General features: G+C 73.9%; 11 protein-coding genes. 2 read left to right on the top strand and 9 right to left on the bottom strand.

What is annotated here, in order from left to right; translation table 11 throughout:
- Positions 1-3 precede the first annotated feature (3 nt).
- From pcaDC to J8M51_RS25120, 6 genes are all read right to left on the bottom strand, one after another.
- Positions 4-1,302, bottom strand: coding sequence for a bifunctional 3-oxoadipate enol-lactonase/4-carboxymuconolactone decarboxylase PcaDC (gene pcaDC / locus J8M51_RS25145; RefSeq protein ID WP_086755510.1), 1,299 nt, complete (start codon positions 1,300-1,302; stop codon positions 4-6).
- A 215-nt stretch (positions 1,303-1,517) separates the two neighbouring features.
- Entirely contained in the window at positions 1,518-3,620 is a 2,103-nt protein-coding gene (locus J8M51_RS25140) for an SWIM zinc finger family protein (RefSeq protein ID WP_398856822.1), read from the bottom strand.
- On the bottom strand, positions 3,617-6,493 hold the full coding sequence (locus J8M51_RS25135) for a DEAD/DEAH box helicase (RefSeq protein WP_398856820.1): 2,877 nt from the start codon (positions 6,491-6,493) through the stop codon (positions 3,617-3,619). The genes J8M51_RS25140 and J8M51_RS25135 overlap by 4 nt, the downstream gene beginning before the upstream one ends.
- Positions 6,494-6,632: 139 nt before the next feature.
- Entirely contained in the window at positions 6,633-7,214 is a 582-nt protein-coding gene (locus tag J8M51_RS25130) for a sugar kinase (protein WP_086764696.1), read from the bottom strand.
- A complete protein-coding gene (locus J8M51_RS25125; protein WP_086764693.1) occupies positions 7,211-8,356 on the bottom strand; it encodes an ROK family glucokinase in 1,146 nt (381 codons plus the stop codon). The genes J8M51_RS25130 and J8M51_RS25125 overlap by 4 nt, the downstream gene beginning before the upstream one ends.
- A 176-nt stretch (positions 8,357-8,532) precedes the next feature.
- Positions 8,533-9,270 carry a GntR family transcriptional regulator gene (locus J8M51_RS25120; protein WP_179203468.1) on the bottom strand — a complete coding sequence of 246 codons (738 nt, stop codon included), beginning with the start codon at positions 9,268-9,270 and terminating at the stop codon, positions 8,533-8,535.
- Between the two features lie 129 nt (positions 9,271-9,399).
- On the opposite strand from J8M51_RS25120, the gene J8M51_RS25115 reads away from it, so the two are divergent.
- On the top strand, positions 9,400-10,410 hold the full coding sequence (locus J8M51_RS25115) for a Gfo/Idh/MocA family oxidoreductase (RefSeq protein WP_086762945.1): 1,011 nt from the start codon (positions 9,400-9,402) through the stop codon (positions 10,408-10,410).
- Between the two features lie 206 nt (positions 10,411-10,616).
- On the opposite strand, the gene J8M51_RS25110 is transcribed toward J8M51_RS25115, so the two are convergent.
- Positions 10,617-11,330 (bottom strand): response regulator transcription factor, encoded by a 714-nt coding sequence (locus J8M51_RS25110; RefSeq protein ID WP_086764864.1) that lies wholly within the window; start codon positions 11,328-11,330, stop codon positions 10,617-10,619.
- A gap of 99 nt (positions 11,331-11,429) precedes the next feature.
- Between J8M51_RS25110 and J8M51_RS25105 the strand changes: the two genes are divergently transcribed.
- The gene (locus tag J8M51_RS25105; RefSeq protein WP_086764862.1) at positions 11,430-12,458 is read left to right on the top strand and encodes an aldo/keto reductase; all 1,029 of its coding nucleotides are present in this window, start codon (positions 11,430-11,432) and stop codon (positions 12,456-12,458) included.
- Positions 12,459-12,476: 18 nt separating this feature from the next.
- Here the strand turns inward: J8M51_RS25105 and J8M51_RS25100 are convergent, their stop codons facing one another.
- Together J8M51_RS25100 and J8M51_RS25095 are read right to left on the bottom strand one after the other, a co-directional pair.
- The gene (locus J8M51_RS25100; protein ID WP_216590886.1) at positions 12,477-13,322 is read right to left on the bottom strand and encodes a hypothetical protein; all 846 of its coding nucleotides are present in this window, start codon (positions 13,320-13,322) and stop codon (positions 12,477-12,479) included.
- Positions 13,323-13,567: 245 nt separating this feature from the next.
- Positions 13,568-14,827 (bottom strand): sensor histidine kinase, encoded by a 1,260-nt coding sequence (locus J8M51_RS25095; RefSeq protein ID WP_179203335.1) that lies wholly within the window; start codon positions 14,825-14,827, stop codon positions 13,568-13,570.
- Positions 14,828-14,855 lie beyond the last annotated feature (28 nt).

The following is a 14,855-nucleotide window of genomic DNA, read 5'->3' as shown; positions in this document are numbered from 1 at the left end:
GGCTCACTCCTCGGGGGTGGTCTCCTCGCGGATGACCTGCTGGGCCACCCGGAACGCGCTGTTCGCGGCCGGGACCCCGCAGTAGACGGCGGCCATCAGGAGGACCTCCTTGATCTCGGCCGGGGTGAGGCCGTTGCGGAGGGCGGCCCGGGTGTGGAAGGCGAGTTCGTCCAGGTGTCCGCCGGCGACCAGCGCGGTGAGCGTGACACAGCTGCGGGATCGCCGGTCGAGTCCGGGCCGGTCCCAGATCTCGCCCCAGGCGTAGCGGGTGATGAACTCCTGGAAGTCACCGGAGAACTCGTCCGCCGAGGCCAGCGCCCGGTCGACATGCGCGTCGCCGAGCACCTCGCGACGGACCTTCAGCCCCGCGTCGTACGGGTCCGGTCTGCCCAGCGCCTCGGGCTGTGCGGCGGCCGGGGCGATCTCGGCGACCGGCCCGATCTGCGGCGGCACGGCGGCGAGGGCCGGCTTGACCGGGGCCGCCGGGATCGCGACCTGGCCGGTGGTGGAGTCGTAGGCGGGCTGCCAGGCCGTGGAGAAGTGGCGGACGAGGAGATCGGTGACGGCCGCCGGCTGCTCGACCGGCACGAGGTGCGAGGCGCCGGGGACGACGGCGAGCCGCGCGTCCGGGATGCCCGCGACGAGCGTACGGGCCTCGGCGGGGCCGGTGACCTGGTCGTCGGAGCCGACGAGGACGAGCGTGGGGACCCCGATACGGCCCAGCTCGGCGCGTACGTCGAAGGAGGCGAGCGCCTCGCAGGCGGCGATGTAGCAGCCGGGGTCGGTGGTGCGGACCATCTGCACGGCCCACTCGGTGATCGCGGGCTGCGCCGCCGCGAACCCGCTGGTGAACCAGCGGTCCGGGGACGTACGGGCGATCGGGTCCAGCCCGTTGGTCCGTACGATCACCCCGCGCTGACGGAACTCGTCGGCCGTGCCGAAGCGCGGCGAGGCCGCGATCAGCCCGAGCGAGGCGATGCGTTCGGGATGGCGCAGCGCGAGTTCGGCCCCGATGGCACCCCCGAGCGCACAGCCCGCGTACCCGAACCTCTGCACACCGACGGCGTCGAGCGTCGCCAGCAGCCGCGCCGCCAACTCGGTGACCGACCCGCCGGGGTAGGCGGGCGCACCACCGTGCCCCGGCAGATCGAAGCGGAAGATCCGCCACTGCTTGGTCAGTTCGGGGATCTGGCGGTCCCACATGTGCCAGGTCGTGCCGAGCGAGGGCCCGAGGATCAGGACCGGGGCGTCGTCCGGCCCGTCGAACCGGTACTGGAGGGCGGGGGTCTGCGTCTCACTCACCGCTCCACGCTAACGTCCCTTCCTCCGTGCTCGGTCCCAGGCCCCCGAATCGGCCCGGGCGGCTCCCGAACATCAGCGGGCAACTCTCACATCGTCTTCACCGGATCGCAGGTCACGGGGTGGTCGTCACACCGTCAGGAACCGGGCGCCCCGGGCATCGAACAAATTTCCCTGCGTGTCGCGGGTTGTGGGATGCGTGTCGTCGCGCGGAGCCGTCAGTCGTCAGCGGTGCCCAGGCCCGTCAGGGCGCCGACCGGGTCGAGGTCCGGGGTGCCTCTGGGCCACCAGTCGTCGTGGCCCGGTTCGGACTCGTAGGCGTACCAGAGGCCGTCGCGGCCGAGGCGGAGTTGGAGGTGGCCGTGGGGGTGGGTGAGGTGGTTGCGGCGGGGGCGGAAGGCAGGGAGGTCGGCGGCGAGGAGCAGGGGGCGGGCGCGGTCGAAGCGGCCGGCCGGCGGGTCCCAGGGCTCCTCCAGGACGGCCAGGCCTTCGAGTCCGCCCTGGCGCCAGGCGGCGACCGCGCGGGCCAGGTCGGCGGGGGTGCGTCCGGTGGCGGCGGCCAGGGAGGAGTAGAGGGCGCGGGTGGTGGCGGTGAGACCGGAGCCGGGGCGGGCCGCGGCGAGGCGTACCGCGTCCTGCCACAGCGTCAGTTCGGCCACCGCGTCGCGCCCCGTGGTGAGCAGCGCGTGGGCTCGGGCGGCGGCGTCCGTGGCCAGCTGGTCCAACGCGAACGGGTCCGGGCCGCCGGGCGCGCCCGGGTACACCGGGGGCTGCTGCGGGTGCGGCGGCGGGGGCGACGGGGCGGGCAGCGGCGGGAGGGTGCGTGGGGCGAGGGCGTCGCGGGCCAGGACTCCGGGGAGTGGGGCGGGTTCCCGGGTCTGTGCGGCCCGCGCCGCGCGGGCCGCGTTCCGCCGCGACAGCGCGTCGATCAGCTCCCGCTCGCCCCGGCCCCGCAGCAGCAACAGCACGAACGGGTCCTCGTCCAGCAAGCGCGCCGTCTGGTAGCAGAGCGCCGCCGCGTGCTTGCAGGGGTGTCCGAAGTCGGGGCAGCTGCACCGGGGTTCCAGCTCTCCGGGGCCGGGCAGCAGGCGCACGCCCGGCTCGCCCGCGGGGTCGGAGAGGGCGTGCGGCAGTTCCTTGTCCAGCAGGGCGGCGATATGGCCCGGGTGGTCCGCCGCCGCGTCCAGGAAGCGGTCCCATGCGTCGTCGTCCAGGGTGCGCAGGCTCAGTTGCACCCGGTACGGCCGTGGTCTGCTTCCGTGTACGTACGCTAGCACCAGGCCAGGGGTGACGGTGATCGCGTCCACGTGCCCCTTGTCGGCGTAGACCCGCCCACGTGCCAGCCGTGCCGAGTCCAGCGCGCCCTCCTCCAGCGCCGTCACCCAGGCGTTGCCCCACCAACTCCCCGCGAAGGGCTCCCCGGTGGAGGGGCGCGGCGGGAACGGGCGGAACGTACGCCGCAGTTCGCCGTCCCGGGACGGGGCGGCCATCGTGCGGGGGACGCGGGGGGTGGTGCCGGTCTCGTCGGGGGCGGGGTCGGGGGTGGGGGCGAGGTCGTGGTCCGGGGCGCGGTCGGGTTGCGGTTCCCGCTCCGGCTCGTCGGGGGGCAACTTGAAGGCGTCGGCGAGCAGTTCGCGTAGCTCGCGGGCACGGGCTCCTGCGGCGGAGTGCCGTCCGGTGCTCCGGTCCCGTCCCGTCGTCGTCCGTCGGGAAGTGCGGCCTTCCCGGTCGGCGGTCTCGGCACGCGTGGTCTCCGCGTCGGTGTGCGTGTCCTCCGCCTCGCCCCGGGCCCGCACGGCCGCGTCGCGCGCGGCTCGCAAGGCCTCGCGGGCGATGTCGCCGGGGCGCGCGGCGGGCCTGCCTCCCTCGTCGGCCCGGACGGCGGGGTCGGACCCGGCATCGTGCCCGGACTCCCCGGGCACGGCGGGCTCGGCGGGGGACCGGTCCGTGGCTCTGCGCAATGCCTCCCGCGCCCTGTCGCCGGGCCGAGCGGGGGCCCGAGGGGCGGTCCGGGAAGCGGTCGAAGGGGCAGGTCTGTCGCCGGATGCCCCGTCCGGCCTCGGCTCCTCGGCTTCCGGCGCGGGGTCCGGCCCCTGGTGGTCGACGGCCTCGGCGCCGTACCGGTCCCGGTCCCGGGCGGCTCGCAGTGCCCGGCGGGCGATGTCGGCGGGCCGTGTCCCGGCAGCGGGGTCCGGCCCGTCCGCGTTCCCGGGCCCGTCCGTGCTCCTCGTCCCGGGCTGCGGCTCGACGGCCGCCGTCTCGTCGCCGGTCCGCTCGGCCTTCTCCGCGCGCTCTCGCGCACCCTCCGCGCCCGCGGTCACCCCGGCCTCCGCAGGGAGACCAGGTCGGTCAGTTCGCGGTCGGTCAGTTCGGTGAGGGCGGTCTCGCCGGAGCCGAGGACGGCGTCGGAGAGGGCGCGCTTGGACTCCAGCATCTCGGCGATGCGGTCCTCGATGGTGCCTTCGGTGATGAGGCGGTGGACCTGGACGGGCTGGGTCTGGCCGATGCGGTAGGCGCGGTCGGTGGCCTGCTCCTCGACGGCCGGGTTCCACCAGCGGTCGAAGTGGACGACATGGCCCGCGCGGGTGAGGTTGAGGCCGGTGCCCGCCGCCTTCAGGGACAGGACGAGGACCGGTGTCGCCCCGCTCTGGAAGCGGTCCACCATGTGTTCGCGGTCCTTGACCGGCGTACCGCCGTGCAGCAGCTCGACGGGGACCGCGCGGGCGGCGAGGTGCGCGGTGATCAGCCGGGCCATGCCGACGTACTGGGTGAAGACCAGCGCGGAGCCGTCCTCGGAGAGCAGGGTGTCCACCAGCTCGTCCAGCAGGGCCAGTTTGCCGGAGCGGGCGGCGAACCGGTCGCCGGTGGCGGTGCCCGGCTCCTCCTTGAGATAGAGCGCCGGGTGGTCGCAGATCTGCTTCAGGGCGCCCAGGAGTTTCAGGACCAGGCCCCGGCGGGCGATGCCCTCGGCCGTCTCGATGGCGAGCAGCGATTCGCGGACCACGGCCTCGTACAGGGCGGCCTGTTCGCGGGTGAGGGGGACGGGGTGGTCGGTCTCGGTCTTGGGCGGGAGCTCGGGGACGATGCCCGGGTCGGACTTCTTGCGGCGCAGGAGGAAGGGGCGGACCAGGCGGGCGAGGCGGGCCACGGCCTCGTCGTGGCCGGGGTTCTCGCCGTTCTCCACGGCGCGGGCGTGCCGGGCGCGGAAGGACTTCAGGGGGCCGAGGAGCCCGGGGGTGGTCCAGTCGAGGAGGGCCCAGAGCTCCGAGAGGTTGTTCTCGACGGGGGTGCCGGTCAGGGCCACGCGCGCGGGCGTCGGGATGGTGCGCAGAGCCTTCGCCGTCGCCGAGAAGGGGTTCTTGACGTGCTGGGCCTCGTCGGCGACGACCATGCCCCAGTCCTGCTCGGCGAGGTGGGCGGCGGTCGAGCGCATGGTGCCGTAGGTGGTGAGGACGAAGCCGCCGCCCTCGGTGTCGTGGAGGCCGTCGAGGGTGCGGTCGGGGCCGTGGAAGCGGCGGACGGGGACTCCGGGGGCGAAGCGGGTGATCTCGCGCTGCCAGTTGCCGAGCAGGGAGGCGGGGCAGACGACGAGGGTGGGTGCGGGGCGGGCGCGGCGCAGATGCAGGGCGATGACGGTGATCGTCTTGCCGAGGCCCATGTCGTCGGCGAGGCAGCCGCCGAGGCCGAGGGAGGTCATGAGGTCCAGCCAGGCCAGGCCCCGGAGTTGGTAGTCGCGGAGGGTGGCGTGGAGGCCCGGGGGCGGGTCCACGGTGCCGATCCCGGCGGTCAGGCGGTCCCGCAGGGTCGCCAGCGTGCCCACCGGCACCGCCTCCACCGTCTCGCCGTCGACCTCGGCGGTGCCGGTGAGGGCCACCGAGAGGGCGTCCACCGGGTCGAGCAGGCCCAGTTCGCGTTTGCGGGCCTTGCGGACGAGGGCCGGGTCGACGAGGACCCACTGGTCGCGCAGCCGGACGATCGGGCGGTGGGCCTCGGCGAGGGTGTCCATCTCGGCCTCGGTGAGCGGGTCGCCGCCGAGCGCCAACTGCCAGCGGAAACGCAGCAGTTCCTCGCTCTCGAAGAAGCCGGTGCCGTCCGTGGCGGAGCCGGGCGCGGGGCGTACCTCCGCGCGGGCGGCGAGGTCGTGGGCCAGGTCCCGGGGCCAGTGGACCGCGACTCCGGCCGCGCCGAGGCGGGTCGCGGCGACGCCCAGCAGATCGGACAGCTCGTCCTCGGAGAGGGCGAGGACGTCGGGTACGTCCTGCTCGGAGAGCCGCTCCAGGGGCGGCCAGACGCGGGCCGCGCGGCGCACGGCGAGGGCTGCGTCGACGCGGGCGCGGGGCCCGAACGTCGTGTCCGCGTCCCCCGCCCACAGCGCCGCCGCGTCGGCGACGAGGGTGGGGTCGGCGAGGCTGTGCACCTGGACGACGGCGGCGCCCGCGCGCGGGGCGCCTTCGCTGTCGTCGAAGAGGTCGTACGCCGACAGGTCCAGGCGCAGGGAGATCCGGACGCCCGCGTCCATGCCGGCGGCGACCTCGGCCGCCCAGTCGCGTGCGTGCGGGAGCCGCTGTCCGGTGTGCGCGGCGAAGGGTTTCCCGGAGACGTACGGCGCGGCCGGGCCGCGTGGCAGGGTGTCGGCGACCGCGTCCAGGAAGGACCGCATCAGCGACTCGGGCTCGGGCAGCCTGAGCGGCCCCTTGCCGGGCAGGGGCACGGCATGGCCCTCGTACGGCAGGGCCGCGGCGACGGCCCTGAGGTGGGCGATGTCGTCCGGGTCGAGCGGTCCCGCGCGCCAGGCGTCGTACCCCTCGGTGGTCAGTCCCGGCAGCAGCCGGCCTCGGGCGATCAGCCGCAGCGCGTGCAGGGCGGCGGCGCCCCAGCAGGCCGTGGCGGGATGGGCGGCGGGGTCGCGCCGGGCGCGGGTGAGCAGGGGGAGGGCTTCGCCGACGGTGAGGCGGACGGCGGGGACGGTGCTCCGGCGGGCTCCGGAGCCGTGCGGTCGTACGACCGTGAGGTCCTCGGTGGGGTCGGGGGGCGGGCCGCCGCCCGCCGGGTCCCAGAACGCGAACCGGCCGTGCCGGGGCAGTGGGGCCGGGAGGAAGACGGCGGCCAGCCGGACGGGGACGGAGGTCCGCGCGGCGGTGGCCGTCCGCGCGGGCAGGGTCGTGTCGACCTCGGGTACAGCCATGTCCCGCATGTGTCCGGTCACCTCCCCGCCCGTCGACACCGGTCGACGCCCGTCGACTCGATCAGTTGCCTCCGACTCTACGGGCGGGGTCTGACAACGGGTCCCGACGTCCGGGCGCGCGCCCGCCCCCGACCGGTGTCCGTGCTGGTCAGGGCACTGTCCGTGACACCACGTACACCATCGGATGGTCCGGGTTCGTCCGGTTCACCACGATGTCATGGGTGGGGGCGGGGTTCTTCTGGTGGTTGACGAGGCCGTACCAGGGGCCGGAGCCGGTGAAGTCCCAGCCGACGATCCCCCGGTCACGGGCGTTGACGGCCATCTTGTCCTGCTTCAGATCGCCCGTGGCGGCGCCGATCTGGTTGAGGAAGCTCTCCAGGCCCTCGTTGCTCGTATAGAACTGCACATAGAGACGGCTGGTCTTCCAGTTGTTCGTCTCGTAGTACGCGACGTGCTTGGAGTACGGCGGGATCGGCACCTGGTAGAGGCGCTGCTGGACCCGGGAGGGCCAGTGGGCGGTGAGGCCGGTCGCCGAGTACTTCTCCTCCTTGTCCTTGCCGCTGTCGCGGCTCTGGTTGGCGGAGATCACCAGGTAGCCGGCGGGTACGCCGATGAGCAGCACGATGATCGACAGGGTGATCGCCCGGCGGCGGATGCGGTGCCGGCGGTCCTCGGCGGGCCGCTCCGGCTCCTCGGGTGAGGAGCCCTGGTGCGGCACCGAGGCGGTCACGCGGAGTCCTGGGTGGTGCGGCGGGCCTCCACGTACCGCGCGTAGCGCTCGTACCGCTCGACTCTGCGCCGGTTGGCGCGGCGGAAGCGGCGGGCGACGAGCCGGGCGAGGTCGGCGGCTCCCACCATGCCGGCCTCGGGTCCGAGCTGGGCGCGTGCGATGCGGGCCTCGGGGCGGTAGCCGCGGCCGGTGAGGTGGCGGCGGAAGGCGTCCCGGGCGGGGCCGATCAGCAGGTCGTCGGCGGCCGAGACACCGCCGCCGATGACGAAGCAGGACGGGTCGAGGGCGGCGGCCAGGTTGGCGATGCCGACGCCGAGCCACTGGCCGATGTCCTGGAGCAGTTCGATGCACATCGCGTCGCCGTCGCGGGCCAGCTCGGTGATCATCGGGCCGGTGATGTCGCCGATGTTCCCCTTGACGTGCTCGATGATCCCGTATGCCACCGGGGAGTCGGCCGCGGCCAGCTCGCGGGCCTCTCTGACCAGGGCGTTCCCGGAGCTGTACTGCTCCCAGCAGCCGCGGTTGCCGCACGGGCAGCGGTGGCCGCCGGGCACCACCTGCATATGGCCGAACTCGCCCGCGACGCCGAACTTGCCGCGCTTGACCTGGCCGTCCTCCAGGATCGCGCCGCCGATGCCGGTGCCGAGCGTGATCATGACCAGGTGGTCCTCGTCGCGGCCGGCGCCGAAGCGCCACTCGGCCCAGGCGGCGGCGTTGGCGTCGTTGTCGACCAGCACGGGCACGGCCAGACGGCCGGCGAGGCGGTCGCGCAGCGGCTCGTTGCGCCAGGACAGATGGGGAGCGAACAGTACGCGGTTGCGGTCCGCGTCCACCCAGCCGGCGGCACCGATGCCGACGGCGTGCACATCGTGCCGGTCGGAGAGGTCCAGGACCAGTTCGGTGATGGTGTCCTCGACGACCTGGGGGCTCTTCGACTTGTCCGGGGTCTCCGTGCGGAGCTTCTCCAGGATGTTGCCGTCGGCGTCCACGACGCCCGCCATCACCTTCGTGCCGCCGATGTCGATGCCGACGGTGGGGACGCGGGGGGCCGTCAGATGGGAGCGGCGCTCGCGCGTTCCCACGGTCCGCAGGACGGTGGCCCGCGCGGAGCCGCGGTGGGTGAAGTCGCGGTAAGTGCTCATCGTGCCGATTCTGCCTTAGCGCTCCGCCGGGTGCGGCGTGGGGGCGGGGGGTGCCGTGGGTTGTTTTTCGGGTGCGGGCCGGTGGGGCTTCTCGCGCCCACGCGGCGGAGCCGCATATCGACACAGCCCCGCGCCCCTGGAGGAGCAGGGGCTTCGCCACCTGCTCCTCCAGCTTTCTACGCCCTCACCAGCAGCTGGAAGTCGAACGAGTAACGCGACGCCCGGTAGATGTGGGTGCCGTATTCGACGGCGCGGCCGGTGTCGTCGAACGTGGTGCGCTGCATGGTCAGCAGCGGGGCGTGCTCCGGCTCTCCCAGGCGGTCGGCCTCCTCCGGGGTGGCGGATCTGGCGCCGATGGTCTGGCGGGCGCTGTGCAGGGTGATGCCTGCGGTGCGCATGAGGCGGTAGAGGCCGGTGGCCTCCAGCTGGGGGGAGTCGAGGTCGAGGAGGTCGGCGGGGAGGTAGTTGCAGAGGTAGGCCATGGGCTCGCCGTGGGCCAGACGGAGTCGCTCGATCCGGTGGACTTCGCCGCCCTCCGCGACGGCGAGTGCGGCGGCGACCTCGGCGGAGGCCGCGACGGTGGTGTTGGCCAGGACACGGGTGGCCGGACGCTGGCCCGCGGCCTCCAGGTCGTCGTAGAGGCTGCTCAGTTCCAGGGGGCGTTTGACCTGGCTGTGGACGACCTGGGTGCCCACACCTCGGCGGCGTACGAGCAGGCCCTTGTCGACGAGGGACTGGATGGCCTGGCGGACGGTCGGGCGGGACAGGCCGAGGCGTGCGGCGAGTTCGATCTCGTTGCCCAGCAGACTGCCCGGGGTCAGCTCGCCGTGCTCGATCGCGGCCTCCAGCTGCTGGGACAGCTGGAAGTAGAGCGGGACCGGACTGCTGCGGTCGACGCTGAGCTGGAGCGACACGGTCGGAGCCACTTCTGGTTTCGGCACCCGCCGAGCGTAGCCCCGGTATGTGGTGACGGGAAGTTGCGTAGTTCGGTTGTCCGGACAAAGCATTGACACGGCGGCGGGTACGACCCCACTTTGTTTCCCATGCGCATCGGACTCATCGGGGCGGGTCGCATCGGGACGTTCCACGCGACCACCCTCAGCCGCCACCGTGATGTCGGCTCTCTGATCATCACGGACGTCGACACGACTCGGGCCCATGACCTCGCGGACCGCCTCGGCGAGACGGTGGCGCCGGGGGTGGACGAGATCTTCACCTGGGGTGTGGACGCCGTGGTGATAACGGCCGCGACGTCGGCCCACGGCGAACTGATCGGTCGGGCAGCACGCTCGGGACTGCCGGTCTTCTGCGAGAAACCCGTCGCCGTGGACCTGCCGGGCACGTTAGCGGCGCTGACCGAGGTCGACGCGGCCGGGACGGTGCTGCAGATGGGCTTCCAGCGGCGCTTCGACTCCGGCTATGTCACCGCGCGGGAGGCGGTGCGCGCGGGCCGGCTCGGGCGGCTGCACACCGTACGGGCGCTGACGGCCGACCAGACACCGCCGCCCGCCGCGTATCTCCCGGTCTCCGGCGGGATCTACCGGGACACCCTGATCCATGACTTCGACATCGTGCGGTGGGTGACCGGGCGCGAGGTCGCCACGGTCTACGCGACCGGGTCGGACGTCGGGCATCCGATGTTCCGGGAGGCGCACGACCTCGACACGGCCGCCGCCCTGCTCACGCTGGAGGACGGCACGCTGGTCACGGCCACGGCGGCGCGGGTGAACGGGGCCGGGTACGACGTGCGGCTGGAGCTGGCCGGGGAGCTGGACACCGTGGTGGTCGGGCTGGACGACCGTACGCCGGTGGCGTCCACCGAGCCGAGCGGGCCGCCGCCGGCGGACAAGCCGTGGACCGGGTTCCTGGAGCGGTTCGCCGCGGCGTACGAGGCGGAGATCGCGGCGTTCGTGGAGGTGGTGCGGGGGGAGCGGGCGAATCCGTGCGACGGGCGGGAGGCGTTGCAGGCGTTGCGGGTCGCGGAGGCGTGCGAGGTGTCGCGGCGGGAGCACCGGCCGGTGAATCTGGGGGAGATCGCGGGCGGGCGGGAGTAGCCTCCGGCGTGGCCCGGTTCGCCCCGGGGTGGGGGATGCGGTTTCATCAGCGCGTGCGGGTCCGGTGGGCTCCGCAGTTCCCCGCGCCCCTGAAAAGCAGGGGCTGCGCCCCGTGCTTTCCCCGAAAGGGCCGCAGGCCTCTTTCAGGGCGCGGGGAACTGCGCGACCAGCCCCACCGGACCCGCACCCGACAACCCCGAGACCGCTCAGGCGTCCCCGTCCTCCTCCAGCAACCCCGCGTCGTACGTCAACAGGGCGATCTGCACACGGTTGTTGAGGTGCAGCTTGGCGAGGACGCGGGAGACGTGCGTCTTGACGGTGGGGACGCTCATGAAGAGTTCGGCGGCGATCTCCGCGTTGGAGGCGCCGCGGCCGACGGCGACGGCGACCTCGCGTTCGCGGTCGTTGAGGACGGCGACACGGGAACGGGCGGCGGCACGGCGGGTGTCCGCGGCGCTTCCGGCGGCGTGGACCATGAGCTGGCGGGTGACGGCGGGCGAGAGCACGGGGTCACCGGCCGCGACCCGCCGTACCGCGTCGACGATCTCGGCGGGCGGGGTGTCCTTGAGGACGAAACCGGCGGCGCCCGCGCGCAGCGCGCGCAGGACCTGGTCGTCGGCGTGGAAGGTGGTGAGGACGACGACCTGGGGCGCGTCCGCGCGGGCGCGCAGCCGCTCGGTGGCCGTGAGGCCGTCCACGGCCGGCATCCGGATGTCCATCAGGACGACGTCGGGGCGTGTGCGGTCGACGAGGGCGTCCACCTCGCTCCCGTCGGCGCCCTCGCCCACGATCTCGATGTCGTCGGCGCCGCCCAGCATGAAGGAGAGACCGGCCCGCACCAGGGGGTCGTCGTCCACGAGGAGCAGTCGGATCACGGTCGTCGGTCCATCGTCGGGGCGCAGGGCCCGGGCGTCGGTCATGGAGCACTACCGTAATGACGCTTCGCCCGGACCGCCGCGTCGGCGCGGGCCGACCGGTTAGTGTCGGCCGGTACGGCTTTCAACCGACGGAGGAATCAGGTGCGTTACCGACTCCTGGGCCGGACCGGGCTCCGTGTCTCCGAGCTGTTCCTGGGCGCCATGACGTTCGGGGAGCAGGGCGGGGTGGGCGCCCCTCCCGAGGAGTGCGCGCGCATCCTCGACGTGTACGCGGAGGCCGGCGGCAATGTGATCGACACGGCGGTCAACTACCGGGGCGGGGAGAGCGAGCGGATCGTCGGCGAGCTGCTCAAGGGGCGCCGCGACCGGTTCGTGCTGTCCACCAAGTACACCGTGTCCCGGGACGGCAGCGATCCCAACGCCGCGGGCAACCACCGCAAGAACCTCGCGCTGTCGCTGGAGACGAGTCTGCGCCGGCTGGGCACGGACTACGTCGACATCTACTGGGTGCACATCTGGGACCGCAACACCCCGGTCGAGGAGACGATGCGGGCCCTGGACGACGCCGTACGGTCCGGGAAGGTGCTGTACGTCGGCATCTCGGACGCCCCGGCCTGGGTGGTGTCGCGCGCCAACACCCTCGCGGAATGGCGGGGTTGGTCACCGCTGTCGGCGCTCCAGGTGCCGTACAGCCTGCTCAACCGGGACATCGAGCGGGAACTGCTGCCGATGGCGGAGGCGTTCGGGATGTCGGTGGCGGCGTGGAGTCCGCTGCAGAACGGTGTCCTGTCCGGCAAGTACACCCGGCCGGGCGGGATGGCGCCGGGCATCGCGACCCGGTTGTCGGCCGGGGCGGTCGGGGAGCGCGAGCGGGCGGTCGCGGAGGCCGTGCAGCGCGCCGCGGACGAACTCGACGCCACCCCGGCCCAGATCGCCATCGCCTGGACCATGGCCCACTCCCCCGCCGTGCACCCCATCCTCGGCGCCCGCCGCGTGGAGCAGCTCATGGACAACCTCGGCGCCGCCCGGCTGGTGCTCCCGCCGGAGGTGCTGGCCCGGCTGGAGGAGACCACCGCCTTCCGTCTCGGCTTCCCGGGCGACTTCATCGACGAGGCGTCGGCCTGGGTGTACGGGTCGGCGGGGCAGCGCGTGGTGCCGCGCCTGGGGTGACCCCGCCGCCGGTCCCCGTCAGGCGCGCAGTCGTACCCCGTGGCGGGTGCGCAGCCGGCGTATCTCCCACCACGCGACGGCGGTGACCGAGGCGGGGCCGCCGACGAGCGCGGCGAGCTGGACCAGCGGCGGGCCCGGCGGCGGTCCGCCGACGGCGAGGCTGATGGCGGCGAACTCCCACACCAGGGCGCCGGTGAGCAGCGCCGGGAGGGCCGGGTGCACATCGGCGGTGTTGAAGGCGCTGCGCACGGCGGGCCCGGTGGCGAAGACGATGAAGAGCAGCATCCAGAGCAGGGGCACGAGCAGGGCGAGCGGCGCCCAGAGGCTCATGTCCTGTTCCAGGTGGGTGCGGGTGTAGTAGATCGCCCCGCCGAGCAGCGGCACCGTCGTGAAGGCGCCGACGTACCACAGGGCCGACGCCCCGGCGGTGCGCAGCGGGGCGCGCATCGTCCGGCGCGCGGTCGGCGACGACCAGCGGAAGAGGGCCGCGACGACCACGGGCGCGCTCAGGAGCAGCAGCCAGGGAGTGACCATCAGCCGCATCATGAACTGCTGCTGTGCCTGGTCGACGTCCTCGGCCTTGCCGTACACGGCAAGGATCAGCACGGACATGAGGGTGGCGGTCCAGGCCCGCCGCCGCTGCATCCGGGTCACGTCGTCGTCCGCGAGGCGGTGGCGGGCGCGGGAGGGGAAGATCCGCCGGGCCGGGCGGCGGGCGGAGCGGGCCAGGGGGTAGCCCAGCAGCAGTCCGACCACCATGGGCCACGCGCACATCGCGGCCATCACCCAGAGGCAGCCGTGCAGCCGCAGCCCGCTGAGGAACTCCCGCAGGGGCGGCCACTCGTCCTCCCGCATCCGCCGCACGAGCGTGGGGGGCGGCTGGGGTGCGTAGGGGTTCGGGCCGTACGGGTACGGGGAGTTGGGGGCGTACGGCGGCGGTGGGTACGGTCCTCCGTTCGGCTGCCAGGGCGGCTGGTACGGGTTGTGTCCCCCGGAACTCACTCTGCGGTCCCTCCCGAGACGTACGGGTCAACTGGCCATCATGGGGCACGAGATGGCGCGGCGCACGCCGATGCCGGGGTTCACCCCACCTGTGGCACGGCCCGGGGTCAGCTCCAGGGCAGCCAGGCCCGTACGGCGAAGCCGCCGCCGGTCTCGGGGCCGTGGTCGAGGCGGCCCCCGGCCAGCGCGGCGCGTTCGGTGAGACCGATGAGGCCCTGGCCGGAGCCGGGGACGGGCGGGACCTCGCCCGGGGGCGCGGGGTTGCGTACGCGGACGGTGAGGCCGTCGCCGGGGGCGCCCGCCACGGTGACGGTGACCTCGGCGCCGGGGGCGTGTTTGCGGGCGTTGGTCAGGCACTCCTGGGCGATGCGGTAGGCGGTGCGGCCGACGGACGTGGGGACGGCGGCGCGGTCGGTGACGTGCTGGTCGAGGACGACCTTCATGCCGGCCTCGCGGCACTCGGAGACGAGGGAGTCGAGCGCGGCCAGGGTCGGCTGGGGGCGGCCCGCGTCGTCGGGCTCGCCCGCCCGGAGCACCCCGATGATCTCCCGGAGGTCCTGGAGTGCCTCGTGCGCGCTCTCCCGGATGACGCCGGCCGCGCGGACGACCTCGGCGCGGGGCGCGTCGGGCCGGAACTCCAGCGCGCCCGCGTGCACGCTCAGCAGGGTCAGACGGTGGGCCAGGACGTCGTGCATCTCGCGGGCGATGGCCTCGCGGGCGAGCCGCTGCGCCTGTTCGGCCCGGAGCTCCGCCTCGGTCTCGGCGCGTCGGGCGCGGTCCCGGAAGCTCAGCAGGAGCTGCCGCTTGGAGCGCACGAACATGCCCCAGCCGACGATCGCGGCGGTGAGGACTGCGGAGAGGAACACCACCCAGGGGTAGGTGATGTCGGGGTCGGGGCGCAGCCAGTAGAACAGCGGGTTGAGGACCAGGGAGGCGCCGCCGATCCAGGCCACGTACCGGAAGGGCCGGTGCACGGTGAGGGTGAAGAGGGCGACCAGACCGGCGCCGCCCGCGGTGCTGGACACGAAGCAGACCGGGACCATCGCCGCGGCGAGGCCGACCGGCCAGCGTCTGCGCAGCCAGACGGCGGCGCAGGCGAGTGCGCCGAGGACCTGGTCGAGGACGACGAAGGCCTGTGGCAGATCGGGCTCGTTCCTGACCGCCTCCACGCTGAGCAGGCCGATGAACACGGCCAGCAGGAAGCAGGTGAAGTCGACGACCCAGTCGCGGGCGGTCCGCCGGGGCCGCCGTCCGGGTCGTGCGTCGCCGGGGTCCCGCCCGGGTTCGGAGTCGAGCAGCGCCGACGGCAGCAGCCAGCTCCGCCCCGGGAAGGCCGGGGGCTCCGGCACCTGCTTGTCAGCACTCACGGTCGACAAATCTACGCAGAGACGGCCT

The organism is Streptomyces griseiscabiei (assembly GCF_020010925.1).
Taxonomy (GTDB): Bacteria; Actinomycetota; Actinomycetes; order Streptomycetales; family Streptomycetaceae; genus Streptomyces; species Streptomyces griseiscabiei.
Note: the sequence above shows the minus strand (reverse complement) of the source record. Positions and strands in the feature narration are given on the sequence as shown.